Genomic DNA, 23,748 nt, shown 5'->3' on the forward strand with positions numbered 1-23,748 from the left:
GGCCCTCTTGAGTGTCGACTCCGGCCCTGGCTATGCTGCGTTGCTTTCTGTTTGAAAAAGAGACAGAAAGCACCATCGCGAAACCCCTTCACCAGCGAACCTCATGCGCCCCCACCCGCGCCCCCTGGAGCGCCCATGCGCAGAACCGCGCCCCGCTTCGCGTCCCGCACCCTGCTCGCACTGACCCTTGCCGCGTCCGGTCTCGGCACGCTCGCCCTCGGCCCCGCGGCCGCTCCCGCCACGGCCGCCCCCACGGCCGCCCCGGCGCCCGCCCCCGCGGCCGTCACCGTCGAGAACGGACAGGCCCTCACCCCGCCCATGGGCTGGAACTCCTGGAACACCCTCGGCACCGCCGTCACCCAGGAGCAGGTCGTCCAGACCATCGACTTCATGGTCGCCCGCGGCCTGGTCGCGGCCGGCTACGACACCGTGACCGTCGACGACGGCTGGTCACTGGGCCACCGCGACGACCAGAGCGCCGACTTCGCCAAGACGCCCGAAGGCGCCATGCAGCTCTACGACGCCGACCGCAACCCCGTCAGCGGCACCGACGGCAGCGGCCTCGACCCCACCAGCGGGCACCTGGTGCCCGACCCGGCACGCTTCCCCTCCCGCACCGTCGACGGCCGCACGCTCAACGGCATCGCCTACCTGTCCTGGTACGCGCACAGCAAGGGCATGAGGTTCGGCCTCTACGCCACCACCACCTACACCACCTGCCAGGGGCGCCCCGGCAGCCTGGGCCACGAGAGCACCGACGCCGCCGACTTCGTGGCCTGGGGCGTCGACTACGTCAAGTACGACGACTGCCCCTACGGACCGAGGATCATCGGCCCCGACGGCCACGACTACTACACCCAGGGCACCGGCCGGGAGCTCACCCGCTCCCTCTACGCCCGCGCCCAGGACTTCCGCCGGGCCCTGGACTCCGCCTCCGCCGCGCAGAACCGGCCCCGGGTCACCCTGAGCGTCTCCGCCCAGCCCGTGCACACCGGCGTCCCGTACCTGCTGGCGGCCGACGACCCGGCCCGCACCGACCCGGTCGTCGTCGCCGCCGGCACCCCCGAGCGTGAGGCGCCCGGCTACGCGCCGACCGGGAAGTGGTGCGGCCAGGTCGCCAACCTGTGCCGGATCGGCGGCGACCGCGGCCCCGACCTGGACGGCGTGCTCTACAACGGTCAGCTGCGGACCGCCCTGGCGTACCCGGGCAACGTCCGACCGGGCAGCTGGAACGACATGGACATGCTGTTCGCGGGCTGGCTGTCCCCCTACGGCGTCTACGGCACCACCGACAACTGCCTCTGCCACAAGCCGATGACCGACGACGAGGCGCGCAGCGAGCTGTCGATCGTCGCGATGATGGCCTCCCCGTTCATCCTCGGCGCCGACCTGCGCACCGCGGCCGACTCCCGGCACACCGACCGGGGCGTCACCTGGAGCACCGGTGTCAGTGACACCGCCCTGGCGATGTACAAGAACGCCGACGTCATCGCGGTGAACCAGGACCGCCTCGGCAAGCCGGCCACCCTGGTCGGCGCCCCGCCCGCCGCCGCCACCGCACCGGTCGTGCTCAAGCGCCGGCTCGCCGACGGCGACACCGCCGTCCTGCTGGTCAACCAGGACCCGTCCGGCTGGCAGTACATCACCAGGACGCTCACCGACCTCGGGCTGACGGAGCCCGGCTACACGGTCAAGGACCTCTGGACGGGCGCCACCGGCGTCTTCACCGGCGCCGTCGGCTCCTGGGTGCCGGCGCACGGCGTCGCGTTCTACCGCCTCAGGGCGCTGCCCACCACCGTCCCGTCCGCGGTCGTCGGCGACGGCCGCTACCACGGCATCGCCGCGGGCGGCACCGGCGGGCAGGCCCTGGAGGTACGGGGCATGTGCGCCGCGCCGGACGGCTCGACCACCGACATCAACACCTGGTGGGACTGGCACACCTCGGAGCAGTGGAAGTTCACCCCCAACCCCGACGGCACCGTGCGCATCACCGACAACTGCGACACGCCCACCCAGGTCCACGGCACGCTGACCGGCGGCAACGGGACCGGCTCGGCCGCCTGGGTGCTCAACCGCTGGGACCCCGACAGCCCGCACCAGAAGTGGCGGGTGCTGCAGAACACCGCCACCGGCGCGCTGACCATCACCAACGTCGCCACCGGGCTGGCCCTGGACGCCCCGCAGGCCGCGTCGACCTCGGCGGTCGTGCTGAGCACACCGACCCCGGCCGCCGCGGGCCAGGCCTGGACGCTGCTCAACTGACCGGCCGGGGCCCCGGCCCCGCCCCCGGCCCCCGACTTCCGACTTCCGAACCGGGCCGACTCCCCCGGCCCGCCCTTTCGGTTCCCGCACCCGCCTTTCGGTTCCCTCACCTGGAGGACTCTTGCGCATCCCACCCGCCCGGCCGGGCCGCCGCCTCGCGGCCGCACTGACCGCGCTCACCCTGGCGACCGGCGGCGGCGCCCTCACCGTGGGGCTCCAACTCGCCACCGCACCACCGGCCGCGGCCCTCGACAACGGGCTCAACCTCACCCCGCAGATGGGCTTCAACAACTGGAACTCCACCTACTGCGGGGACCAGTTCAACGAGGCGATGATCAGGGGCATCGCCGACCTCTTCGTCGACAAGGGGCTCAAGGCCGCCGGCTACCAGTACATCAACCTCGACGACTGCTGGGCGCTGCCCCAGCGCGACGGGGCCGGCAACCTGGTGCCCGACCCGGTCCGTTTCCCGCACGGCATCAAGGCGCTCGCCGACTACGTGCACGGCAAGGGGCTGAAGTTCGGCATCTACTCCAGCGCCGGCGACCACACCTGCGACGTCAAGGGCTTCCCCGGTGGTCTCGGCCACGAACAGCAGGACGCGGATCTGTGGGCGTCCTGGGGCGTCGACTACCTGAAGTACGACAACTGCCACAACCAGGGCGCCGATGCGCAGACCCGGTACCGGACCATGGGCGAGGCACTGAAGCGGACCGGACGGCCGATCCTCTACAGCATCTGCGAGTGGGGCAGCACCGGCCCGTGGAACTGGGCGCAGCCGGTGGGCAACTCCTGGCGCACCACCGGTGACATCAGCGACAACTGGCAGAGCATGATCTCCATCGCGCAGGCCAACCAGGGCCTGGCCAACTACGCCAAGCCCGGTGCCTTCAACGACCCGGACATGCTGGAGGTCGGCAACGGCGGCATGACCGGCACCGAGTACCGGACCCACTTCAGCCTCTGGGCGCAGATGGCCGCCCCGCTGATGATCGGCACCGATCTGCGCACCGCGGAGCCGGAGACGCTGGAGATCCTGACCAACAAGGACGTCATCGCGGTGGACCAGGACCCGCTGGGCCGGCAGGGCGCCGTGGTCTCCCGGGAGAACGGGCTGGTGGTGATGAGCAAGCCGCTGGCGGACGGCAGCCGTTCGGTGACCCTCACCAACGAGGGCTCCTACGACGCCACCATCAGCACCACCGCGCAGGCCGTCGGTATCGGCGGCGCCGCGTCGTACACGGTCAAGGACCTGTGGACCAAGCAGAGCACGACCAGTGGCGGGGCGATCAGCGCCGTCGTGCCGGGGCACGGCACGGCGATGTTCCGGGTCACCCCGGGCTCGCCGGTCGCCCCGCCCACCGGGGTGACCCGGCTGAGCGACCTTCCGTTCACCTCCGTCTCCAACTACTGGGGTCCGGTGGAGCGCGACCGCAGCAACGGCGACCACCTGGCCGGCGACGGGACGACCATCACCGTCCGCGGCGTCGCGTACCCCTACGGCCTGGGGGTGCACGCCCCCAGCGAGATCGGCTTCCACCTGGGCGGCACCTGCCGCAACCTGGTCACCGACGTCGGGATCGACGACGACGCGTACGGCAACGGCTCGGTGGCGTTCCAGGTCTACGCCGACGGTGTGAAGGCCGCCGACAGCGGACCGGTCACCGGCCGGGACGCGGCGAAGCGGCTCACCGCCGACCTCACCGGGGCCCAGGAGCTGCGCCTGGTGGTCACCGACGGCGGTGACGGCACCAGTTGGGACCACGCCGACTGGGCGAACGTCCGGATCGCCTGCGGCAGCGGCCCGGCCGCCGGGACGCACCAGCTGTCCGACCTCGCCTGGTCCGCCGCCGGGAACAGCTGGGGCCCGGTCGAGCGGGACATGAGCAACGGGGGCAACCAGGCCCGTGACGGTTCCGCGATCACCATCGGGACCACCACGTACGCCAAGGGCCTGGGCGTGAACGCGTTCAGCGAGATCGTCTACTACCTCGGCGGCTCCTGCTCCGCGCTCAGCACCGATGTGGGCGTGGACGCCGAGGCGCAGGGCCGGGGCTCGGTCTCCTTCCAGATCTACGCCGACGACACCAAGGTCGCCGACAGCGGGCGGATGACCGCCGCCTCCGGGGTGGGGCACCTCACCGGGGCGCTGGCCGGGGCCAACGAGCTGCGGCTGGTGGTGACGGACGGCGGTGACGGCACCAACAGCGACCACGCCGACTGGGCGGCGCCGGTGCTCACCTGCTGACCGGCTGAACGGCCGGCCGGCTGCGGGCGGCCGGGGCGGGCGCGGTGCCGGATGGTCCCCGGCGCCGTGCCCGCCTGCCTTCCTGCCCCGCCCGCCGGGCCGCCGGGCTGCCGGGGCCGCCGGGCCGTGGTCTCGGTGGTGTCAACAGCTTGACGGTCTGGGACGGTCGCGAACAGTTCACGCGGCTCGGGCACGCCGAGCGGGCCGACGAACTGGCCATGCTCGGCGGCGCGGTCCTCGCCCACAACACCTCGCCCGAGGACCTGCACAAGCGCGTCGACGAGGACCCGTTCGTCGCCCAGGACGTCGTCACGCCGGAGATCATCGAGATCGCACCGGGCGTGACGGACGATCGGCTGAGCTTCCTGCTGTGACGTCAGGGCTCCCCGGCCCGCGGGGCGCACCTCCGCACCGTGACCGTTGTCACCGATGACCGCGGTACCGTCGCCTCGCGAGGCCGGCGTCCGCACCGGCCTCCGCACCGGCGTCCGCGCGGCCGCCGAGCCGCGCCAACCGCCGGCGCATCCCGCCTATACCGCGGCCCGGTTCGGCGCCCCGGGCGGACCTCCCCCCGTTGTCGGTGACGGTCAGCCGGGCGGCCGGACCGTCCAGGGTGAGCCGGATCTCCACCCGGGTCGCCCGGCCGTACCGGCGGGCGTCGGCCACGGCCTCCCGGGCGGCCCGGTAGAGGGTGGTGAGCGTCCCGGCATCGTGTCCCGACTCGTCCCCGGTGACGGTCAGTTCCACCGTCAGCCGGTCGTCGTCGAGATTCCGCGCGAGGCCGGTGAGCGAGCGGACCAGCGAGAACGGGCGGTCCTCGTCCGGCGCGCCCGCCGACCCGCGGACCTCCGCGAGCGCCAGCCCGGCCGAGCGGCGCGCCTGCGCGACGGCCCGCGCCGATGCCGCCGGATCCAGCGTCCGCAACGTCTCGGCCTGCTCCAACTGCGTTCCGACGGCCGCGAGATGGCGGCCGAGGCTGTCGTGGACCTCCCGGGCGAGCCGGTAGCGCTCCTCGGCCGCGGACAGCTCGGCGACCCGCTCCGCACAGCGGGCCAGCCGCTCGTGCGACTCGCCCAACCGCGCCCGCACCTCCTGCTCACGGACCGCCGCCCCGGCCGTCGACAGGGCCAGCGCCAGGGCGAGGCCGAACATCAGCACGTCCGACCCGTGGGCCGGCCGCGCCCACCACCCCGGCTCCAGGACGGTCAGGGCGACCGGCAGCAGCGCCGCGCACCCGGCGGCGCAGCCGAACGCCACCCGCCGCCCGAAGGCCGGGTACGCGGTGAACGGCACCAGCACGAACAGCACCCACGACACCCCGGAGCCGTCCACCACCGCGACCGCCGCGAACAGCACCACCCGCACCGCCAGCAGCACTTCCGGGGGCAGCGCCGCGGCCGGCGCGCGGCCCGGTCCCGGCGACTCCAGGGCGAGCAGGGCCAGCAGGCCCGCGGCGAAGACGGCGAGCCGCGCACCGCCGAACTCCCCTGCGGCGAGCGCCTCGTGGGAGAAGCCACCGGCCAGGACCACCGTGTAGAGCACGGGCGGGATCCACCGCACTGCGCGCTGTTCCATCCGCCCTCCCCGCGTGCCGACCGGGCCGGTCCCGACCACCGCCGGGGACTGTACCCGCATTCCCGGCCCCCTCCCCTCCCCGGCCGAAAGACAGGCCGAAGGTCATGGACGGCCCCGGCCCGACCCTCGCGAACATGTGCAATTCGGCACTTCTTGGCCCCCTCGGCCGACCTCTAGCGTCTTGGGTGTCCGGTTCGGCGACCGAGGAGGGACCGCCCATGAGGAACGAATCGACGACGCTCCGCCAGAACGAGCGCCCCTACGTACGCCCCGACGTCCACCACGGTGACAGCGACGGAGGCGGCGGGACCAGCGAGGACTCCCGCGCGGCTCGACGCGGGAGTCCTCCGGGGCGGCCGGCGTCACCGCTTCATGTAGACGCTGTCCATGAAGTCGATGATCTGCTGGTCCGTCAGGTGCTGGCCCTCGCGGTGGCCCGTCGCCAGGTCCGCCTCGCTGATCATGCCGACCAGCCGGTCGCCGTCGATCACCGGGATGCGGCGGATCTGGTGCTGCTCCATCTTCTGGAGCACGGCGTCGATGCCGTCCTCGGCACGGACGCAGTGCAGGTGACCGGCCAGTTCCACGGCCTTCGTGGTGGACGGGTCCTTTCCCTCCGCGATACATCGGACGATGATGTCGCGGTCGGTGATGATGCCCTTCAGCTTCTGGTCGTCACCACAGATCGGGAGGGCGCCGACACCCATGTCGCGCATCATCCGGGCGGCGTCGGCGAGGCTCTGTTCGGCGCCGATGCACTGGGCGCCGGGATGCATGATGTCTCGGGCAGTGGTCACGGGGACTCCTCCTCCGGGTCTTCCCCCGAGCACCGGGTGTTCCGGTGTTCCCACGCTATGCACGCCGCCGACGGTCCGCGAGCGCATCGGGCCCGGGGCTACCCGCGGTCACCGCCCGCCCCGGCTCCGGGCCGGTGCCGGGGCGGCGCGGCGGGCCGATACTGGGGGCGTGACGGAGGAGTCCGCCGGGGCGCCCCCCGGCACGGGGACGGCCGGCCACGACCTGGTCGACGAGGCGGTCCGGGTGCGGCCGGCCACGGCACTGCGCCCGTACGTGGCCTGGTACTCGGGCTACCGCCAGCGCGGTCTGCCGCCTGCCCTGCACCGCGGCCTGCCGTCCCCGTACCTGACCTTCATCCTGACCCTGGACGAGCCGATCACCATGGCCGGCCACCCGGACCCGGAACAGCCGCCCGGCCGGTACGCCACCCTGCTCGGCGGCCTGCACACGGCTCCCGCCCTGATCAGCCACGACGGCCGGCAGTCCGGCATCCAGCTCGCCGTCCACCCGCTGGCGGCCCGAGCCCTGTTCGGGCTGCCGGCCGGGGAGCTGTCCGGGCTGGACGTCCCGGCCGAGGCGGTGCTCGGGTCGGCGGTCGCGCACCTCCAGGAGGCGGTCCAGGAGGCCCGCGGCTGGGCGGAGCGGTTCGCGGCGCTGGACGGCGCGCTGCTGCGGCTCGCGCGACCGTCCGGCCAGGTGCCGTCGGAGGTCGTCCAGGCGTGGCACGCGCTACGGCGCAGCGGCGGGGTGCTGCCGGTGGCGGCGCTCGCCCGGGAGACCGGGTGGAGCGGGCGGCACCTGCTGGACCGGTTCCGCCGGGAGACCGGCCTCAGTCCCAAGGCCGCCGCCCGGGTGATCCGGTTCGACCGGGCCCGCCGGCTGCTGGCCGCACCCGGCCCGGCGCCCCGGCTGGCGGAGCTGGCGGCGAGCTGCGGGTACGCCGACCAGGCCCATCTGGCCCGCGAGTTCCGCGCGCTGGCCGGGTGTGCACCGAGCGTCTGGCTGGCCGAGGAGGGGCCGGGCGCAGCGAAGTTCCGAAACGTTCAAGGCGGGGCCACCGGGCCCGCGCCAGAGTGGGAGGCATGACGGCGGTCCGGCCCGGCGCCCGTCCGGAGCCGGTCACCGCACGACCCGAGGAGACACCCGCCATGGACACCAGCAGCACGGACAACACGGAGAGCGGAACGGCGCCCGCGCCGCAGGTCTGGCCGAGCCTGCGCGCCCGCGACGCCCGCGCGCTGATCCGCTTCCTGTCGGAGGCGTTCGGATTCGAGCAGGTCGTCGCCTACGGCGAGGGCGAGTTCGTGGCCCACGCGGAACTCGCCTGGCCGGAGGGCGGCGGGGTGATGCTGGGCTCCGACCGGCCGACGCCGGAGGGCGGCGAGCCCTGGCCCGGCGGCCCGGGAACGTTCACCGCGTACGTGGTCACGGCGGACCCGGACGCGCTGCACGCGAGGGCCGTCGCCGCCGGGGCGCGGATCACCACCGCACCGTTCGACACCGACTACGGATCGCGCGACTTCGCCGCCGCCGACCCGGAGGGCAACCACTGGTACTTCGGCACCTACCCGGGTGCCCCGCGACACCCGGCGGGCTGAGCCGTGGGCCCTCGCACGACACCCGAGGAGGCGCCGCCCGCAGACGCACCGCCCCGTGGCACCCAGCCCCGGGACACCCGGCCGCAGGGCACCCGGCCCGGCGGCGCTCCGCCGGACGCCCCGCCCGGCGGGCCGGCGGTGACGGTGGAGCGGCTGCGGGCCGTCTGCCTGGCGCTGCCGGAGGTGGAGGAGCGGCTCAGCCACGGCGAACCGACCTGGTTCGCCGGAGCCGGCCGCCGGGCACGGGTGTTCGCGATGCTCGCCGATCACCACCACGACGACCGTCTCGCGTTCTGGTGTCCGGCGGCCGCCGGAGCGCAGGAGTTCCTGGTCGCCGAGGAACCGGAGCGGTTCTTCCGGCCGCCCTACGTCGGCCACCGGGGCTGGGTCGGCGTCCGCCTCGACGTGGCACCGCTCGACTGGGAGCGGATCGAGGACCTGGTCGCCGACGCCCATGCCCTGGTGACCGGCCCAGCACCTTGACAATATTTTTAGGTCGTGAGACCTATTTTTACTCCATGACCTCTTCTCCGGACGCCCGCGTCCTCGCTCCCGCCACCGTCGACACGCTCACCCACGACCCGCAGGGGCCGGTGCTGCTGGTCGGCGGCTACGGGACGGTCGGCGCCGAACTCGCCCGCCTGGTGGCCGCCGACGAGCACCCCGTCCTGCTCACCGGCCGCTCCGTGGAACGGGGAGCGGCGCTCGTCCGCGACCTCGGCGGAGCCCCGCACGCCGAGGCCCGCCGCTGGGACCTCGCCGATCCGGAGCCGTTCGACGCCGCGGTCCGGGCCGTCGTGGGCGTGGTCAACGACCCCGACGACCGGGTGCTGCGGGCGGCGGCGGCCGGCGGCGTGCCGTACGCCGACGTCACCCGCTGGACCACGCGGCTCCAGCGCGCCGCCACCGTGGCCGCGCTGCTGCGCCCCACCGCGCCGGTGCTGCTCTCCTCCGCCTGGATGGGCGGCGTCGTCAGCCTGGTCGCCGCCGCGCTGGCGGAGCGGCTCGGCGGCGCGGACCGGGTCGAGACCGCCATCCGCTGGGACCTCGCCGACCGGGCCGGTGCGGACTCCGTCGAGTTCATGGACCGGCTGGGGCTGGACTTCGAGGTCGTCCGCGCGGGGCACCGCCGCACCGTCGCCCCGCTCGGCGACGTGGGCACCGTCCGGATCGGCGCCCGCCCCACCCGAGTGGCCCGGATCGACACGCCCGAGCAGTTCACCCTGCCGCTCACCCTCGGCGCCGGCACCGCCACCACCCGGATCGGCTTCAGCTCCGGCCTCAGCACCCGTGCCCTGCTGGCCGCCAAGCACACCGGCTTCTTCCGCTGGGGCCGGGGCGAGCGCTGGCAGTCCGCCCGCCGCGCCCTGCTGTACTCCCCCGGCGACGGCGGCACCGCGTTCCTGCGGATCGACGTCACCCGCGGCGACCGCACCCTCGCCGCCGTCGTCGAGGACCGCGCCGGCCAGGCCCACCTCACCGCCGTCGGCGGTCTGCTCGCCCTGCGCCGGGCGCTCGGCACGGACGGCTCGGCACCGGCCCCGGCCGGTGTCTCCTTCCCGGAACAGACGCCCCGCCCCTCGCTGGTCCTGCCCGCCCTCGCCGCCCTCGGCGTCACGGTCGACATCCGCGCCGCCACGGGCTTGAATGCTGCCGCATGAGCACCACACCCGGCGCCGGCACCCCGGCCCACCCCGCCTCGCCCGCCCCCGCCGGAACCGCCGGCCCGCCCCGGGGCCGGGCCCGCGGCCCGAAGGCGGCACGGATACGGGACACCACCCCACCCGACACCCCCGCCCCCGACCCCGACCCCGACCGGGCCCCCTCCCCCGGTCCGGCGCGCGGGCGGAAGGGGGCGGAGCGGCGGGAGGCGCTGCTCGACGCGGCGGAGGGCGTGCTCGTCGCCGAGGGCGGGCCGGAGCTGACGATGCGGGCCGTGGCGGCGGCGGCCGGGGTGCGGCTGGGCCACCTCCAGTACTACTTCCCCACCCACGCCGACCTGGTGGCGGCGGTGCTGGAGCGGGTGCTGCGGCGGTCGGCGGAGCGGTTGGCCCCGCTGCTCGGCACCGACGCCCCCGCCTCGGCGGTGGTGGGGGCACTGCTGGCGGAGCAGGAGGACGCCCGGCTGGTGCGGCTGTTCGCCGAGCTGTGGGCGCTGGCCGCCCGGGACGCGGCCGTGGCCGGTGCCGTCCGGGGGTTCTACGACGACTACCGCGAGCAGGTGGCCGCGTTCCTCGCCCGCCGCCGCCCCGGAATGCCGGAGACCGAGCGGCGGGCCCGGGCCGGGGTGTTCGTGATGCTGGTCGAGGGCGCCTCGCTGTTCCGCTCCGGGGTGGCCGGCGAGCGCGCGCCGGACACCGACGAGACGCTGCTCCGCACCGCGCTGGACCTGATCGGGCCGTGACCCGCGCGGCCCGGAACGGCTCGCGCCACGCCCCCGCCGCGGGCAGACTGGCCGCAACGGACCCGGCCCGGCCGGGACGCGCGCAGCCTCGGAGGCGGCGATGCCGCAGATGGTGGTCGACGGGCGCACCCTCGCGCTCTCGCACCTGGACAAGGTGTACTACCCGCAGACCGGCACCCTCAAGGGCGAGGTGCTGCGCTACTACGCCGCCGTCCACACCGCGTTGCTGCCCCATCTGCACGACCGCCCGGTCTCCTTCCTCCGCACCCCGGACGGCGTGGCGGCCGAGGTCTTCATCGCCAAGAACCCGCCGCCCGGGACACCCCGCTGGGTGCGCACGGTCGAGGTGCCGAGCAGCAGCGGCGAGCTGCACCAGGTGGTGCTGGAGAGCGGCGCGGCCCTGCTCTCGCTGGTGAACCTGGGGTGCCTGGAGCTGCACGTGCCGCAGTGGCACGCCGCCGCGCCCGGGCTGGCGGACCGGCTGGTGCTGGACCTCGACCCGGGGGCCGGAGCGACCGTCCTGACCTGCCGCACGGTGGCCGGGATGCTGCGCGAGCGGCTCGCGGCGGACGGCCTGGAGGCCTGGGTGAAGACCTCCGGGGGCAAGGGCCTGCACCTGCTGGTGCCGTTGGAGCCGACACCGAGCGCGCAGGTCTCCGCCTACGCCAAGCAGCTGGCCGCCGAGCTGGAGACCGCCCACCCCGACCTGGTGGTGCACACCATGGCGAAGGCCCGCCGGACCGGCCGGGTGCTGGTCGACTGGTCGCAGAACGCGGCGAAGAAGACCACCGCCGCCCCGTACACGGTCCGGGCGCAGCAGCGGCCGACGGTGTCGGCCCCGCTCTCCTGGGCGGAGCTGGACGAGGCCGGTTCGGCGGAGGACCTGGTCTTCACGATCGCCGACGTCCCCGGGCGGCTGACCGCGCACGGTGACCTGTTCGCGCCCCTCCTCGACCCGGCACGCGCCCGTCCACTGCCCGCCGCCACCACGGCCGGCCCGGACCGCCCCGTCCGTCGGTCCCGTCCGGCCCGCGAGGTCCCGGCGGCGGACCGGGCCGAGGCTCCCCCGCCGGCGCCGCGCCACGCCGCCGCCCACGCCCCCGCCCCCGTCCCCGCCCGGGACCCGGTGGTCCTGGAACCCCCCGTGGAGGTGATGCGCCCGGCGGCGGTGCCCGCCGTCCCGCCGGCGGACGGCCTCGGCGGCTCCGGAGTGGTCTACGAGCTGAAGCTGGACGGCTTCCGCTGCGTGGCCTTCGCCCGCGGTCCGGAGCGCCCGCCGTTCCTGCAGTCCCGCTCCGGGCGGGACCTCACCGCCGAGTTCCCGCCGATCGCCGCCGCCGTCGCCCGGCTGCCGGCCGGGCTGGTGCTGGACGCGGAGCTGGTCGCCTGGCGCGGCGGGCGGTTCGCCTTCGAGGAACTGCTGCGCACCCGCCGGGCCCGGGCCGCCGACGACGTGGCGCTCGGGCTGGTCGCCTTCGACGTGCTGGCCCTGCCCGGCCGGGACGTCCGGGGGCTGCCGCTGGCCGACCGGCGGCGCCTGCTGCTGGCGGCGCTGGCCGACGTCCCGCCCCCGGTCCAGGCCGTGCTGGCGACCACCGACCGGGCCGAGGCGCTGACCTGGATGGAACGACTGGCGGACACCGGGGTCGAGGGGCTGGTCTGCAAGGCCGCCGGCTCCACGTACCGGGCCCGCGGCGCCGGGCGGGTCTGGGTGAAGTACCGGCGCGGCGACACCGTGGACGCGACCGTGCGCGCCGTCACCGGGCCGCCCGCCCGCCCGAGGGCGGTGGTCCTGGAGCTGGACGACGGCCGGGTCCTGCTCTCCTCGCCCCCGCTGTCGCCGCCCCAGTCCCGGCAGGTCGCGGAGGCGGCGGCCGGGCGGCTCGGCGCGCCCGTCCACGATCCGCAGTACGGCTCCGTCCGCCCGCTCGGCACCCCGTTGCGCGCCGAGGTCACCGTGGCCGGACGGCCCCCGACGGCGCTCTTCGTCCGGCTGCGCGGCGACTGAGCCCCGCCCACGCCCGGGCCGCACGCCGCAGCGGCGCAGCGGCGCAGCGCACCGGAGCCACCCACCGTGACCCGACACCGAGGGAGCGCCACCCATGGAGCCCACCCCCAGCCCCGGAGCCACCGACCCCCACGACGGCGCGGCCGTCCACGACGACGCGCCCGTCCACGTGGTCGGCCGGATCGGCGTCGACTTCCGCTCCGAGGCCCGCCGCGACGGCTTCCGCCGACAGCTCGGCGAGGCGGACCCCGACGGGCCTCCCCCGGACCCCGGGGACGTCCGGCAGCTGTACGACCACCTCGTCCGCAACCCGTGGGCCGCGTCCCGGCTGACCTGGACGCTCTCGCTCGACAGCACCCCGGTCTACGCCCTGGAGGCCGAAGCCGCCGTGGCGATGGACTGGTCCGGCCCGCTCCCCGGCCCCGAACCGGGCGGGAGCGAGGAGGAACGGCTCGCGCTGCTGCGCCGGATCGCCGCCGCCCCGCCGGTGCACCCCGTGCACCGGGCACTGCGCGACACCCTGCTCGGCCAGTCGCTCCCGGCCGGGGACCCGGGCCGCATCGCCCGGCTCACCGTGCCCGGGCGGCTCACCGGCCGCTCCGCGCGGCTGTTCTCGGGCGAGGTCGTACCGGTGGTCCGGGTGAGCTCGGTCGGGCTGGCCCGCTGGACGGAGACCCCGCTCATCGCTGCCGCCGCGGCCGCCGTGCACGCCGCGGAACGGCAACGCCACCACGACCACGACCACGACCTCGACCACGACCGGGTGACCGAGCACCTCCGCGTGCTGCTCGACCGGGTCTACCGCCACCTCCGCAACCCGGGCCGCAGTGCCGCCGAGCGGGCCCTGAACCACGCCGTGACGGAGTCCTTCCTGAGCGGCGGCCTGCTCGGCGAGGGCCCGCTCTCCGCCGCCCTGGTGCCCGGCGGCCCCGAGGAGGGCCCCGCCCCGCCCCGCCTCTACACCCTGGAGGCGATCACCGTCGCCAGGACCCCGCGCTGCCGGGCGGGCTCCGACTGCCAGGACGTGATGATCCGCTTCTCCGACCCGGACGGCGAGCGACGCGCCCCCGTCACCTACGTCCACACCATCGACGTGAGCGACGAGCTGCCGGTCAGCCTGGCACCGGTGCACCGCTTCCTCGGCTGACCTCCCCCGACCCCACCGACCCGCCGATTCCACCGCCCCCCCGACCCCATCGACCCCTCGACCCCGCCACCTCCGCCGCACCACCGGCCTCAGCGTCGCGCTGCCGGTCCACCGCCTCCCCGGCCGGCCTCGTCCGGCGCCGCCACGTGGCGGGAGGGGGCCGCCTCATGCGCGACCGGCCAGGGCGGGTGCGGGCCGCCGAGCGGGTGGGTGTGGGCCAACTCCGTCACCAGTGCCTCGTTGAACGCCGGGAGGTCGGCCGGCCTCCGGCCGGAGACGAGCACCCCTGGCCCGTCCCGGCAGACGTGGACCGGTTCGTCGACCCAGAAGGCACCGGCGTTGACCAGGTCGGTGCGGATGCTCGGCCAGGAGGTGAGGGTGCGGCCGCGCACCGCGTCCGCCTCGATGAGCGTCCACGCACCGTGGCAGATCACCGCGACCGGCCGGCCGGCGGCGGACAGCTCGTGTACGAAGGCGACGGCCGCCCGGTGCAGCCGCAGCGCGTCGGGATTGGCCACACCGCCCGGCAGGACCAGCGCGTCGTAGCCGGCCCGCTCCGCCACGCCGACCACGTCGTCGACCGGGAAGGTGTCCGCGCGGTCCAGGTGCCGGAACGCCTGGACGCGTCCGGGCCGGGTGGACACCAGCCGCGGCGTGCCGCCCGCCTCGGCGACGGCCTGCCACGAGGAGGTCAGTTCGGCCTGCTCGACGCCCTCGGGCGCGACCAGGAAGGCGACCGTCCGGCCGGTGAGGGCGACGAACTCCACCCGGCTCACCCCCGCCGCCGTCCTCCCCGTCCGGCCTCCGCCACCCGCGCGTAGTGCGCGTCCAGCGCGGCCCGGCCCTCCCGCGACAGTCCGTGGACGGCCGGCTCGCGGCCCGCCCGGTCGATGGCGGCGGGCGGCGGCGCCGAGCGCACCCGGGCCCGCGGGCAGTCGAGGTGGACGACCAGCTCCAGGTGGTCGATCCGGGAGACCAGCCCGACCGGCACCAGGACCGGGGCGCCCGGCACCCACGGCCGGGTGTCCACCAGCAGGTGGTCGCCGGCGTCCTGGTCGACGTGGCCCAGCGGGCCGTCGGTCGCCTCGACGTCGTAGCCGACCAGGGTCAGGTCGGCAGCATGGTGGGAGCCCGGGCGGTACTCCCACAGATCGGTGGTCATCACAACTCCGGGTGGTCACATCTCCGGGTGGTCCCACGGCCGTCGCTCGCGGCGGTCCGGACGGTCCCGGCGCTCGTCCCGGCGGCCGTCGCCGTCCGCGGGCTCCCCCGGCCACCCACGGCTCCGCGGCTCCCGGTACCCGCCGTCCAGCAGGTCGTCCGCCGTCTCCGCGCCGCCGCGCCGCCGGTGGTGCAGCAGGGCCGAGAGTCCGGCCGCCAGCGCGACGCTGCCGACCCAGACCACGGCGGCCGCGATCGCCATGGTCGCGGTGGGCTTGCGCACCGCGACGCTGAGGCAGATCGCCGACATCACCAGTGCGGTCATCAGCACCCCGACCGGCACCCGGCGGCCGAGGCCGCACAACGCGCTCCCCAACCGGCTCGGGCGTTTCGCACCCATGGTGCTCAATCGCCGGTCGAGCCGGGTGTCCCGGCGCAGTTCACCCTCGATCTCGGCCAGGAGCCGACGCTCCCGTCCGCTCAGCGCGGGTCCGTCCATCTCGGTCACCTCCGGCACTTCCGGTGACGACGTCCTCCCGTCCGGGCGAGTGCCCGGCGGGGTGCGGGCTAGCCGCTCCGGCCCGCGGAGGCGGTCGAAGCGGTCGGACGGCGGTCACCGAACGCCCGGGGCCGGGCGAGCAGGCTGTCGTCCAACGCGCGCAACAGGGCCGCGGCGTCGCGGTGCACCTCGACGGCGCCCGCCGCCCGCAGCTCGGGTGTGGTGGCACCGGCGCCGAGCACGGCGACGCAGGCCACCCCGGCCCGGCGCGCGGCCCGGACCTCGGACGCGCTCCCGGCGACGAACACCGCGTGCGCGGGCTCGCCGTCCACCAGGTCGAGCGCGGCCCGGACCGGGTCGTGGCCGGGATCGGTCACGACGAGCGCGGGCGCCTCGGCCGGCCCGGGGGCGGTCAGCACCACGGTCCACCCGCGGGCGGCGCACTCGCGCGGCAACTCGGCGGAACCGTGTGACGTTCCACGCCAATCGGCCCCGAAGAGTGCCGCCGAGATGACCGTCATGGCCCACCGTTCCCGTTCCGCACCACGCACCGGGCGCGCCCTTCCAGGTTAGGCCCGCACCCCTCACCCCGCCCCCCGCCCACCCGGGGCGGGGGGCGCGGACACGCCGGGACCGCGCGGCCCCAGCCGCCGGAACTGCCCGCCGGGACTGCCCGCCGGGACCGGTGTGCTCAGGCGTCGGGCCCGGTGGGCCAGGGGTCGGTGGCGAGGCGGGCGTGGAGGTGTTCGTCGTGGTGGAGGCCGTCACCGAAGCGGAAGGAGGCCCGGAGGGTGCCTTCGAGGGGGAAGCCGCAGCGTTCGGCGACACGGCAGGAGGCGGGGTTGTCGACCGCGTGCGCGAGTTCGATCCGGCGGGCACCGGCGGTGTCGAAGCCCCAGCGGGTGATCGCCCGGGTGGCCCGGGTGACGATGCCGCGGCCGCGGGCGGACGGGAGGAGCCAGTAGCCGACCATGGCGAGGCCGTCGGCGCGGTCGGTCCACCGCAGGGCGATGGTGCCGAGCAGTTCGGCGTCGGCGGCGTCCAGGATCGCGAAGTAGCCGAGGCTGCCGTTCTCCCAGCCCGCGGCCCAGCGGTCGATGGACGCCTGCGCCTGGACCAGGTCGGAGGCGCGCAGCGGGTTCCAGAGGGCGATCTCCGGATCGGCGGCCGCCTCGGTGAGCCGTGCCACCGCGCCGCCCCGCACCTCCAGTCCGGGCCCCCACGGACGCAGCACGAAGTCGCCCAGGTCGAGCGTGGCCGGGACGAAGGCGCGGCTGTCGGCGGGCGGTTCGGTGACCGGGGCGGTGACCGGTGTGGTGGCAGGTGCGGTGACCGGGGTGGTGGCAGGTGCGGTGCTCATACGATCTTCCTACCTCCCGCTGTCCTCACCAGCAACGGATTTGTCGTCGCCGGAGGACCGGTGCGGCCGCGGGCCCGGCGCGACGGCGGCACCGAGTGGCCGGGGCCCGGGGCCGCCGCTGCACCGGGGGCGTCAGATCCGGGCGAGGTAGCCGTTGTCCACGAGCCAGAGCACGTTCAGCCGGTCCGGGCCGTTGGGGACGAGGGCGGCGTCCAGCTGGTACTGCAGGCCGTAGCCGGGCTGGCCGAACCAGGGCGCGATCGGGCCCGCGTGCACCCGGAGGGGCTTCAGCACCTTGTAGTCGTGGTAGTTGCAGGTCGCGGCCGGGTTGCTGTCCAGGCTCTGCGGCGGGATCGAGCGGCTGGCGTAGGGCAGGCCCTCGGGGGCGAGGAAGGAGCCGTACTCGCTGCCGTAACGGTCGATCCGCTGGTTCGGGTAGAGGGTGATCTCGAACTCGACCGGGGTGCCGTCGGGCAGGGTGACGTAGCCGTTGGCGGGCGGGTAGATCCAGCCCGGGCTGCCGTTGTTGGCGGTGGGGCTGTGGTAGGTGGCGAGGAACTTGTCCTCGGCGAGGCCACCGGTGCGGTGGTAGCCGATCAGCTCGCGGCCGACCGTGCCGGTGGTCGGCAGGTCGGCGGGGCCGAGGCGGGGGTCGCCGTGGAAGTCCGCCGTCGAGCACTCGCCGGACGGGGTGGCGGCCGCCCCGGCGGCGAGGGCCGGGGTGGTCGGGGCGAGCAGGGCGACGACCGCGGCGACCGGCACGGCGAGCAAGCGAAGGCGCACGTCTTCTCCGTCGTGAGGTGATGGCGATGGGGGCGGGCCGGAGCGCGATCCGTCACCCTCCGCGTCCGGGCCGACACCAGGCAAGCGGATCATCTGACCATGCGTCAACCACAGGAGCCCACAACGGATCCGGATCCCCCGGTTTCGGCCAACCGCGCACGCCAGGCGCCGGGGGCGCGCACACTGGAGGGTCGCGCCCCCAGCCTCGGACCCGGCGCAGCCGCCGCAACCAGCGGCGGACCGTGCCGGAGCCGCCGGACAACGCATCAGTTCCATTGACAGCCGCCCGGGCCGGCCCGATCCTCGCCGATACGGCCCGGCCACCGGCCACGGCCGCTCGACGACCGGGGGTGGTCAGCGATGACGGACCAGTGCGCCGCGCGGCGGATGCCGACGTCGATCCGGCGGGCGGTCGTGTGCGTGTGGATCCACGCCGCGCTCAGCGGCTGCTCGGGCCTGCTGCTGCTCGGGGCCCTCGGCCGGAACCAGGGCGACGAGGTCGCGCTGGTGCGCTTCGTCGCGATGACCTCCGTGCTGCTCGCCCTGCTGCTCGGCACCTGCGCGGGCCTCGCCTCGCGCCGGGCCGCCTGGACCAGGACGACGGTGGCCGTGATCGAGGCGCTGTCCGTCGCCGCCGGGGTGCTCCTGGTGGTGACCGGCTCGTTCGCCGCGCTGGCCGGCATCGCCCTCGGCGGCTTCGTGCTGCGGGCGTTCCTGTCCGCCGACGGACGCGCCTGGTTCAGCGACTAGGGAGAGCCCGACGGTTCGCACCGGACCGGCGTGCGACGGAGACCGCACCGCGGGCCCCCGTTCCGAGACGGGACCTTCCACGCGCCCGAACCGGCCGCGGCCCGGGTGAGGGGTCCGGACTGCTCGGTCAATCCTCCGTCCGAAGCCACTGACGAGCGGCCCCGAGCCGCTGGTCACGGTCGGGCGCGAACAGCGCAGGAAGTGACTCGTGAGCTGAACACCCGGGGGCACCCCCGGCCGGCGGGCGTCGGGCGGGGGTTCGCGGACCGGTCCCCCTGCGGCGCGGGGTCAGCCCCGGCTGCTGGGGGCCAGGCGGCCGAGGAGGTGCAGCAGGCGGTCGAGCGCGTCGCGGGAGTTGGGCTCCGTCAGGTTGACCATCAGCCGGAACGCCGCCCGCAGCAGGGCCGGGCTGCTCAGTCCGGCCGCCCCGGCGGCGCCCACCAGGCGCGGGCGGCTCAGCGCCGCGGCGGCGAGCCGGCCGAGCGCGAAGTAGCCGTCGTAGGCGGCGCGCAGCGCCTGCGGGTAGGCGCGCAGGGCGAGGTCGCGGCCGCGGTCGGTGCGCCGGGCGAGGGCCTGGACGATCGCCTCGGCGGCGTACCGGCCGGACTCCATCGCGTAGGCGATGCCCTCCCCGGTCGCCGGGCTGACCGTGCCGCCGGCGTCCCCGACCAGCAACAGGCCGTCGGCGTAGTGGGGTCGGCGGTTCAGCCCCATCGGGAGGGCCGAGCCGCGGATCGGCTCGGTGACGGCCTCGGGGTGGTAGCCGTACTCGGCCGGCAGGTCCTCGCACCAGCGCCGGAGCAGGTGCCGCCAGTCCACGTCGCGGGGCACCGCGCCGGTGTCCACGACGCCCAGGCCGACGTTGGCGGTGCCGTCGCCCATGCCGAACACCCAGGCGTAGCCGGGCAGCAGCCGGCGGGCCGGATCGGCGAGGTCGCGCAGGTCGAGCCAGGCCTCCAGGTAGCGGTCCTCGTGGCGCGGGGTGGTGAAGTAGGTGCGGTAGGCGACGCCCATCGCACGGTCGGTGCGCCGGTAGCGCTGCATCGCCAGGGAGAGCCGGGTGGAGTTGCCGTCGGCGGCGACCACCAGGGGTGCCCGGTAGACGACGGGCCGGCGTTCCTCGCCGAGCCGGGCGGTGACGCCGGTGATCCGGCCGGTCCGTTCGTCGAGCACCGGGCCCGCGACGTTGGCCCGCTCCACCAGGCGGGCGCCGGCCGCGGCAGCGCGGCGGGCGAGCAGTTCGTCGAAGTCGGCGCGGCGCCGGACCAGCCCGAAGCCCGGGAAGGCGGACAGCTCCGGCCAGTCGAGTTCCACCCGGCGCCCGCCGGCGACGATCCGCAGGCCTCGGTTGTGCAGCCAGCCGGCGGACTCCGAGACGTCGATGCCGAGGTCGATCAGCTGCCGGACGGCGCGGGGGGTCAGGCCGTCGCCGCAGACCTTCTCGCGGGGGAAGGCGGACTTCTCCAGCAGCAGGACGTCCAGGCCGGTGCGGGCCAGGTGGTAGGCGGCGGTGGAACCGGCCGGGCCCGCGCCGACCACGATCACATCGGCCGCCTCCGCACCGTTCCCGGCCGCGTCGGCCGCGCCGGCAGCGTCGGCCGCCTCGGCGACGGCGGCGGCGGGGGCCTCGGCGCTGCCGGGCGCGGCGGCGGCCTCCGGTTGGGCGGGACGGGGGGTGGACGGCTGCTGTGCTGGGCCGGGCATGCGGCGCTCCCACGGGTGTCGGTCCTGCGGCGGACTCGGTGGATTCGGCGGATTCAGCGGACACAGACGATATGGACCGCGAACGCCCCGTCGAACCCGACACGCGGGCATCGGACGCCCCGCCCGGCTCCACCGGCCCGATCCGACGCACCGGTCCCTCATATCCGGGTGACCGAATCGTTGCGTTGGACTTGTCGGACAATCGGCTCCGCTCCGTCGCAATTCGGCCAAACCTTCCTTGCGGGGCCGGACCCGCTGCGGGATTTTGATGCGTCTCGTCCGCCGACCGTCGTCGGCTGAGGGCTCCCACCTCCCCGCGCGGGCCCTCGGGACCGCCGACTCCCGTTGGACACAGCCATGCGCATTCGCTCCACCGCGGCGAGATCCCTCGTCGCCGTCCCCGCCGTCGCCGCCCTGCTGATCGCCGCCCCCACCGCCGAGGCCGCCCCCGGTGGCCAGGCCGCGAAGGGCAACAACGGCACCGTCAAGATCCACGACCCCGCCACGGGCGAGGAGCCCACGAACAACGAGCCCAAGGTCTGCACCTTCTACCTGGACTCGTTCGGCTTCGACCCGGGGCAGGACATCGTCTGGACGATCGCCCGGATGCACGGCGACAAGGAGACCGCCGTCGTCTACGGCGACATCCCGGTGGACGGCAAGGGCCACGTCCGCACCGAGGACATCAACCTGCCGGACGGCCAGTACAAGCTGTACTGGGAGGCGATCGAGCTGGAGCGCGGCAAGCTGCCGGCCACGCCGCCGAAGCTCAACCACCCGAAGCAGAAGGTGTTCAAGGTGGACTGCGGGGGCCGCACCCCCACGCCGACCGCGACGCCGACCCCGACGGCCACGCCCACCAAGCCGGCCCCGGTCCCGCCGCTCCCCACCCCCACCGGCCCGGCCACCACCCCGCCGGTGCCGACGTCGAGCACCACCCCGTCGGCGACCCCGAGCACCACGCCGACCGTGACGCCCACGGTGACGCCGAGCGCCACCCCGACCATCACCCCGTCGGCGACCCCGAGCGCCACCCCGACCGTGACGCCCACGGTGACGCCGAGCGCGACTCCCAGCACCACGCCGACCCAGCCGGCCTCCCCGAGCCCGACGGTCCCGGCGACCGTCCCGCCGACCATCACACCGACGGTCCCGCCGACCGCGGTCCCGCCGGCCACGCCGAGCACCGACCCGTCGCCGTCCGCCACCGGCTCGGCGAGCCCGTCGGCGACGCCGTCCACCACCCCGAACCCGACCGCCACCGGCTCGGCGAGCCCGTCGGCCACGCCGACCGGCCGGGCCACCGCGCCGGCCCCGAGCGGTTCGGCCGCCCGGCCGACCGCGACCGTCCCGGTGCACACCGCCGCGCCCGGCACCGTGATCGACCCGGCCAACCCGCTGATCATGCCGACCGAGGTCAGCGTGCCCACCCCGATCGCCGGAGCCGCCCCGGTCGGCAAGGACCTCGCGTCCACCGGTAGCGACGGCAGCACCCTGCTGATGGCCGGCGCGGGCACCGTCCTGCTGCTCGGCGGCGCCGGCGCCGTCGTGTACACCCGCCGTACCCGCCGCTCCTCCTGATCCGACGCACCCGGACACGCGGACGGGCCGGTGACCCCGGGGGTCACCGGCCCGTTCGCGTGTCCGCCTCCAGCAGCAGAGCAGCGGGGAGGAGTCTCAGGGCGTGATCGCGAGTTCCACGTAGGCGGCCAGAATGGCCAGGTGCACCGCGCCCTGGAGCGGCGTCGCCCGGCGCGGGATGACCGTCAGCGTGCCGACCACGATGGTCAGCGTGAGCAGCACCAGGTGGGAGGAGTCCAGGCCCAGCACCAGCGGCCCGGAGAGCCAGTACGAGGCGACGGCCACGGCCGGGATGGTCAGGCCGATGCTCGCCAGCGCCGAGCCGAGGGCCAGGTTCAGGCTGGTCTGCACCCGGTTGCGCTTGGCCGCGCGCAGAGCGGCGATGGTCTCCGGCAACAGGACGAGCAGTGCGATGACCACACCGACCACCGAGTTCGGCAGCCCGGCCGACTCGACCGCCGACTCGATGGTCGGCGACACGCCCTTGGCCAGGCCGACCACCGACACCAGGGCGACGCCGAGCAGGGCCAGGCTGACGACGGTGGCCCGCCGGGTCGGCGGCTCGGCGTGGTCGTCCTCCTCGACGACCTTGCCCTCCGGGGTGACCGGCAGGAAGTAGTCCCGGTGACGGAAGGCCAGGGTGGACACGAACAGGCCGTAGAGCACCAGCGAGGCGGTGGCCGCGAAGGCCAGCTGGGCGGGCGAGAACTGCGGGCCGGGCGAGCTGGTCGTGAAGGTCGGCAGGACCAGGCTCAGGGTGGCGAGGGTGCCGATGCAGGCCAGCGCCGCCCCCGTCCCCTCCGCGTTGAAGACCGCCACCCGGTACTTGCTGGCGGCCACCACGATGGACAGCCCGAGGATGCCGTTGCAGGTGATCATCACCGCGGCGAACACGGTGTCCCGGGCGAGCGTCGCCGCCTTGTCGCCACCGTCCAGCATCAGGGTGACGATCAGCGCGACCTCGATCACCGTCACCGCGACCGCGAGCACCAGGGAGCCGAACGGCTCCCCCACCTTGTGGGCGATCACCTCCGCGTGGTGCACGGCGGAGAGCACCGCGCCCGCCAGGAACAGCGACACCACGCCCACCACCCAGCCGGGGAGTTCGCGGTGCCAGGTCAGGGCCAGGACGGCGAAGGCCAGCAGCGGCACGACGACGGTCCACTGCGAGACGACTGGTCGGAGCTTGGTGAACATGCCGCCGAGCATCCCATCCGGAAGCACAGGTTCCGTGGCGACGCCACCGGGGAGGCCACGGATGTGGCCGACCTCATGACCCGGCCACCGTACTCCCGCCGTATTCCGCGAGGTAGGTGAGGACCCTTCCGACGTGCGGTTTCACCCGATCGGGTACGCCGCCGGCGTCGGCGACTGTCTTGTCGCTCGTCCGGTAGCCGGCCGTCACCAGGGCGGGCAGGTCGGCGGAGGGGTAGCCGCGCAGCTTGAAGCGCTGGGCGAGCCAGCAGACGTAACCGCCCATCGAGGCGATCGCGTCGTCCGGGTCGAGGTAGTCCTTGACGCCGTCGTGGTCGCCGTCCTGCGCCCAGGCGTTGAAGACCGTGGGCGTCCACATCGCCACGCCGTACTCCCCGCTCCGGGTGTCGGCCGCGGCCGGGTCGAACCCGGACTCCGCCTTGATCATCGCGGCCAGCAGCACCGGGGTCACCTCGGGCTCCGGGCAGCGGCGGGACGCGTCCTCGATCGGACCGCGCAGCGCGGCGGGGACGTCGGCGTCCGGCGGGATCGCCCCGGCCGGTGCCGCGCCGCGCCCCGGCGGGGGCGCCCCGGCCGCCCGCGGCCCGGCGGAGGCGCCGGAGACGGCGGGCACCGGGACGGAGGGCTCCGGCGCGCCGGTCAGCGCGAGCAGGGC

Annotated in this window: 22 protein-coding genes and 2 pseudogenes; 13 read left to right on the plus strand and 11 right to left on the minus strand. The window is 75.4% G+C overall.

Going from position 1 to position 23,748, the window contains the following annotated elements:
* Positions 1-135: 135 nt before the first annotated feature.
* The 3 genes from ACFXAM_RS16690 (at position 136) to ACFXAM_RS16700 (ending at position 4,884) form a co-directional block, all read left to right on the plus strand.
* Positions 136-2,262, plus strand: coding sequence for an RICIN domain-containing protein (locus ACFXAM_RS16690; RefSeq protein WP_380291780.1), 2,127 nt, complete (start codon positions 136-138; stop codon positions 2,260-2,262).
* A gap of 121 nt (positions 2,263-2,383) precedes the next feature.
* A complete protein-coding gene (locus tag ACFXAM_RS16695) occupies positions 2,384-4,510 on the plus strand; it encodes an NPCBM/NEW2 domain-containing protein (RefSeq protein ID WP_380291782.1) in 2,127 nt (708 codons plus the stop codon).
* A 149-nt stretch (positions 4,511-4,659) separates the two neighbouring features.
* Complete coding sequence (locus ACFXAM_RS16700) at positions 4,660-4,884, plus strand: hypothetical protein (RefSeq protein WP_380291784.1); 225 nt, start codon at positions 4,660-4,662, stop codon at positions 4,882-4,884.
* Between the two features lie 49 nt (positions 4,885-4,933).
* Here the strand turns inward: ACFXAM_RS16700 and ACFXAM_RS16705 are convergent, their stop codons facing one another.
* Both ACFXAM_RS16705 and ACFXAM_RS16710 read right to left on the minus strand, forming a co-directional pair.
* A complete protein-coding gene (locus ACFXAM_RS16705) occupies positions 4,934-6,085 on the minus strand; it encodes a sensor histidine kinase (RefSeq protein ID WP_380291786.1) in 1,152 nt (383 codons plus the stop codon).
* 362 nt (positions 6,086-6,447) lie between these two features.
* On the minus strand, positions 6,448-6,882 hold the full coding sequence (locus tag ACFXAM_RS16710; RefSeq protein ID WP_380291788.1) for a CBS domain-containing protein: 435 nt from the start codon (positions 6,880-6,882) through the stop codon (positions 6,448-6,450).
* 169 nt (positions 6,883-7,051) lie between these two features.
* Here ACFXAM_RS16710 and ACFXAM_RS16715 point away from each other — a divergent pair, with 169 nt between their 5' ends.
* The 8 genes and pseudogenes from ACFXAM_RS16715 (at position 7,052) to ACFXAM_RS16750 (ending at position 14,040) form a co-directional block, all read left to right on the plus strand.
* Positions 7,052-7,969, plus strand: coding sequence for a helix-turn-helix domain-containing protein (locus tag ACFXAM_RS16715; RefSeq protein ID WP_380291790.1), 918 nt, complete (start codon positions 7,052-7,054; stop codon positions 7,967-7,969).
* A 62-nt stretch (positions 7,970-8,031) separates the two neighbouring features.
* A complete protein-coding gene (locus ACFXAM_RS16720) occupies positions 8,032-8,481 on the plus strand; it encodes a VOC family protein (protein ID WP_380291792.1) in 450 nt (149 codons plus the stop codon).
* Positions 8,482-8,484: 3 nt separating this feature from the next.
* Positions 8,485-8,964 carry an MmcQ/YjbR family DNA-binding protein gene (locus ACFXAM_RS16725; RefSeq protein ID WP_380291794.1) on the plus strand — a complete coding sequence of 160 codons (480 nt, stop codon included), beginning with the start codon at positions 8,485-8,487 and terminating at the stop codon, positions 8,962-8,964.
* 35 nt (positions 8,965-8,999) lie between these two features.
* Positions 9,000-10,142, plus strand: a complete 1,143-nt coding sequence (locus tag ACFXAM_RS16730) for a saccharopine dehydrogenase (protein WP_380291796.1) — start codon at positions 9,000-9,002, stop codon at positions 10,140-10,142.
* The gene (locus tag ACFXAM_RS16735; protein ID WP_380291798.1) at positions 10,139-10,885 is read left to right on the plus strand and encodes a TetR/AcrR family transcriptional regulator; all 747 of its coding nucleotides are present in this window, start codon (positions 10,139-10,141) and stop codon (positions 10,883-10,885) included. The genes ACFXAM_RS16730 and ACFXAM_RS16735 overlap by 4 nt, the downstream gene beginning before the upstream one ends.
* A 100-nt stretch (positions 10,886-10,985) precedes the next feature.
* Positions 10,986-11,867 (plus strand): annotated as a pseudogene (gene ligD, locus ACFXAM_RS16740) (non-homologous end-joining DNA ligase); the annotation flags it as partial.
* A gap of 171 nt (positions 11,868-12,038) precedes the next feature.
* Positions 12,039-12,893: a hypothetical protein gene (locus ACFXAM_RS16745; protein ID WP_380291826.1), complete on the plus strand. Its 855-nt coding sequence runs from the start codon at positions 12,039-12,041 to the stop codon at positions 12,891-12,893.
* Positions 12,894-12,987: 94 nt separating this feature from the next.
* Positions 12,988-14,040 (plus strand): hypothetical protein, encoded by a 1,053-nt coding sequence (locus tag ACFXAM_RS16750; RefSeq protein WP_380291800.1) that lies wholly within the window; start codon positions 12,988-12,990, stop codon positions 14,038-14,040.
* 215 nt (positions 14,041-14,255) lie between these two features.
* Here the strand turns inward: ACFXAM_RS16750 and ACFXAM_RS16755 are convergent.
* The 6 genes and pseudogenes from ACFXAM_RS16755 to ACFXAM_RS16780 all read right to left on the minus strand — a co-directional run.
* Positions 14,256-14,816: pseudogene (locus ACFXAM_RS16755) on the minus strand (type 1 glutamine amidotransferase domain-containing protein); the annotation flags it as partial.
* Entirely contained in the window at positions 14,813-15,202 is a 390-nt protein-coding gene (locus ACFXAM_RS16760) for a PRC-barrel domain containing protein (protein ID WP_380291801.1), read from the minus strand. The pseudogene ACFXAM_RS16755 and the gene ACFXAM_RS16760, both read right to left, overlap by 4 nt.
* Before the next feature lie 15 nt (positions 15,203-15,217).
* A complete protein-coding gene (locus ACFXAM_RS16765; RefSeq protein ID WP_380291803.1) occupies positions 15,218-15,700 on the minus strand; it encodes a DUF3040 domain-containing protein in 483 nt (160 codons plus the stop codon).
* 68 nt (positions 15,701-15,768) lie between these two features.
* Positions 15,769-16,221 (minus strand): HAD family hydrolase, encoded by a 453-nt coding sequence (locus ACFXAM_RS16770; protein WP_380291805.1) that lies wholly within the window; start codon positions 16,219-16,221, stop codon positions 15,769-15,771.
* A 170-nt stretch (positions 16,222-16,391) separates the two neighbouring features.
* Positions 16,392-17,060 (minus strand): GNAT family N-acetyltransferase, encoded by a 669-nt coding sequence (locus tag ACFXAM_RS16775; protein ID WP_380291807.1) that lies wholly within the window; start codon positions 17,058-17,060, stop codon positions 16,392-16,394.
* A 132-nt stretch (positions 17,061-17,192) separates the two neighbouring features.
* Positions 17,193-17,843 carry a TNT domain-containing protein gene (locus ACFXAM_RS16780; protein ID WP_380291809.1) on the minus strand — a complete coding sequence of 217 codons (651 nt, stop codon included), beginning with the start codon at positions 17,841-17,843 and terminating at the stop codon, positions 17,193-17,195.
* A gap of 360 nt (positions 17,844-18,203) precedes the next feature.
* On the opposite strand from ACFXAM_RS16780, the gene ACFXAM_RS16785 reads away from it, so the two are divergent.
* The gene (locus ACFXAM_RS16785; protein WP_380291811.1) at positions 18,204-18,593 is read left to right on the plus strand and encodes a hypothetical protein; all 390 of its coding nucleotides are present in this window, start codon (positions 18,204-18,206) and stop codon (positions 18,591-18,593) included.
* A 288-nt stretch (positions 18,594-18,881) separates the two neighbouring features.
* On the opposite strand, the gene ACFXAM_RS16790 is transcribed toward ACFXAM_RS16785, so the two are convergent.
* The gene (locus ACFXAM_RS16790) at positions 18,882-20,297 is read right to left on the minus strand and encodes a geranylgeranyl reductase family protein (RefSeq protein WP_380291813.1); all 1,416 of its coding nucleotides are present in this window, start codon (positions 20,295-20,297) and stop codon (positions 18,882-18,884) included.
* 357 nt (positions 20,298-20,654) lie between these two features.
* Between ACFXAM_RS16790 and ACFXAM_RS16795 the strand changes: the two genes are divergently transcribed.
* Entirely contained in the window at positions 20,655-21,878 is a 1,224-nt protein-coding gene (locus ACFXAM_RS16795) for an LPXTG cell wall anchor domain-containing protein (protein ID WP_380291815.1), read from the plus strand.
* A 96-nt stretch (positions 21,879-21,974) separates the two neighbouring features.
* Here the strand turns inward: ACFXAM_RS16795 and ACFXAM_RS16800 are convergent, their stop codons facing one another.
* Together ACFXAM_RS16800 and ACFXAM_RS16805 are read right to left on the minus strand one after the other, a co-directional pair.
* On the minus strand, positions 21,975-23,075 hold the full coding sequence (locus tag ACFXAM_RS16800) for a calcium:proton antiporter (protein ID WP_380291817.1): 1,101 nt from the start codon (positions 23,073-23,075) through the stop codon (positions 21,975-21,977).
* 73 nt (positions 23,076-23,148) lie between these two features.
* Positions 23,149-23,748 (minus strand): transglycosylase SLT domain-containing protein (locus ACFXAM_RS16805; RefSeq protein WP_380291819.1); only part of this gene is annotated, 600 nt, incomplete at its 5' end.

It is taken from the genome of Kitasatospora sp. NPDC059462 (assembly GCF_042749955.1).
GTDB lineage: Bacteria > Actinomycetota > Actinomycetes > Streptomycetales > Streptomycetaceae > Kitasatospora.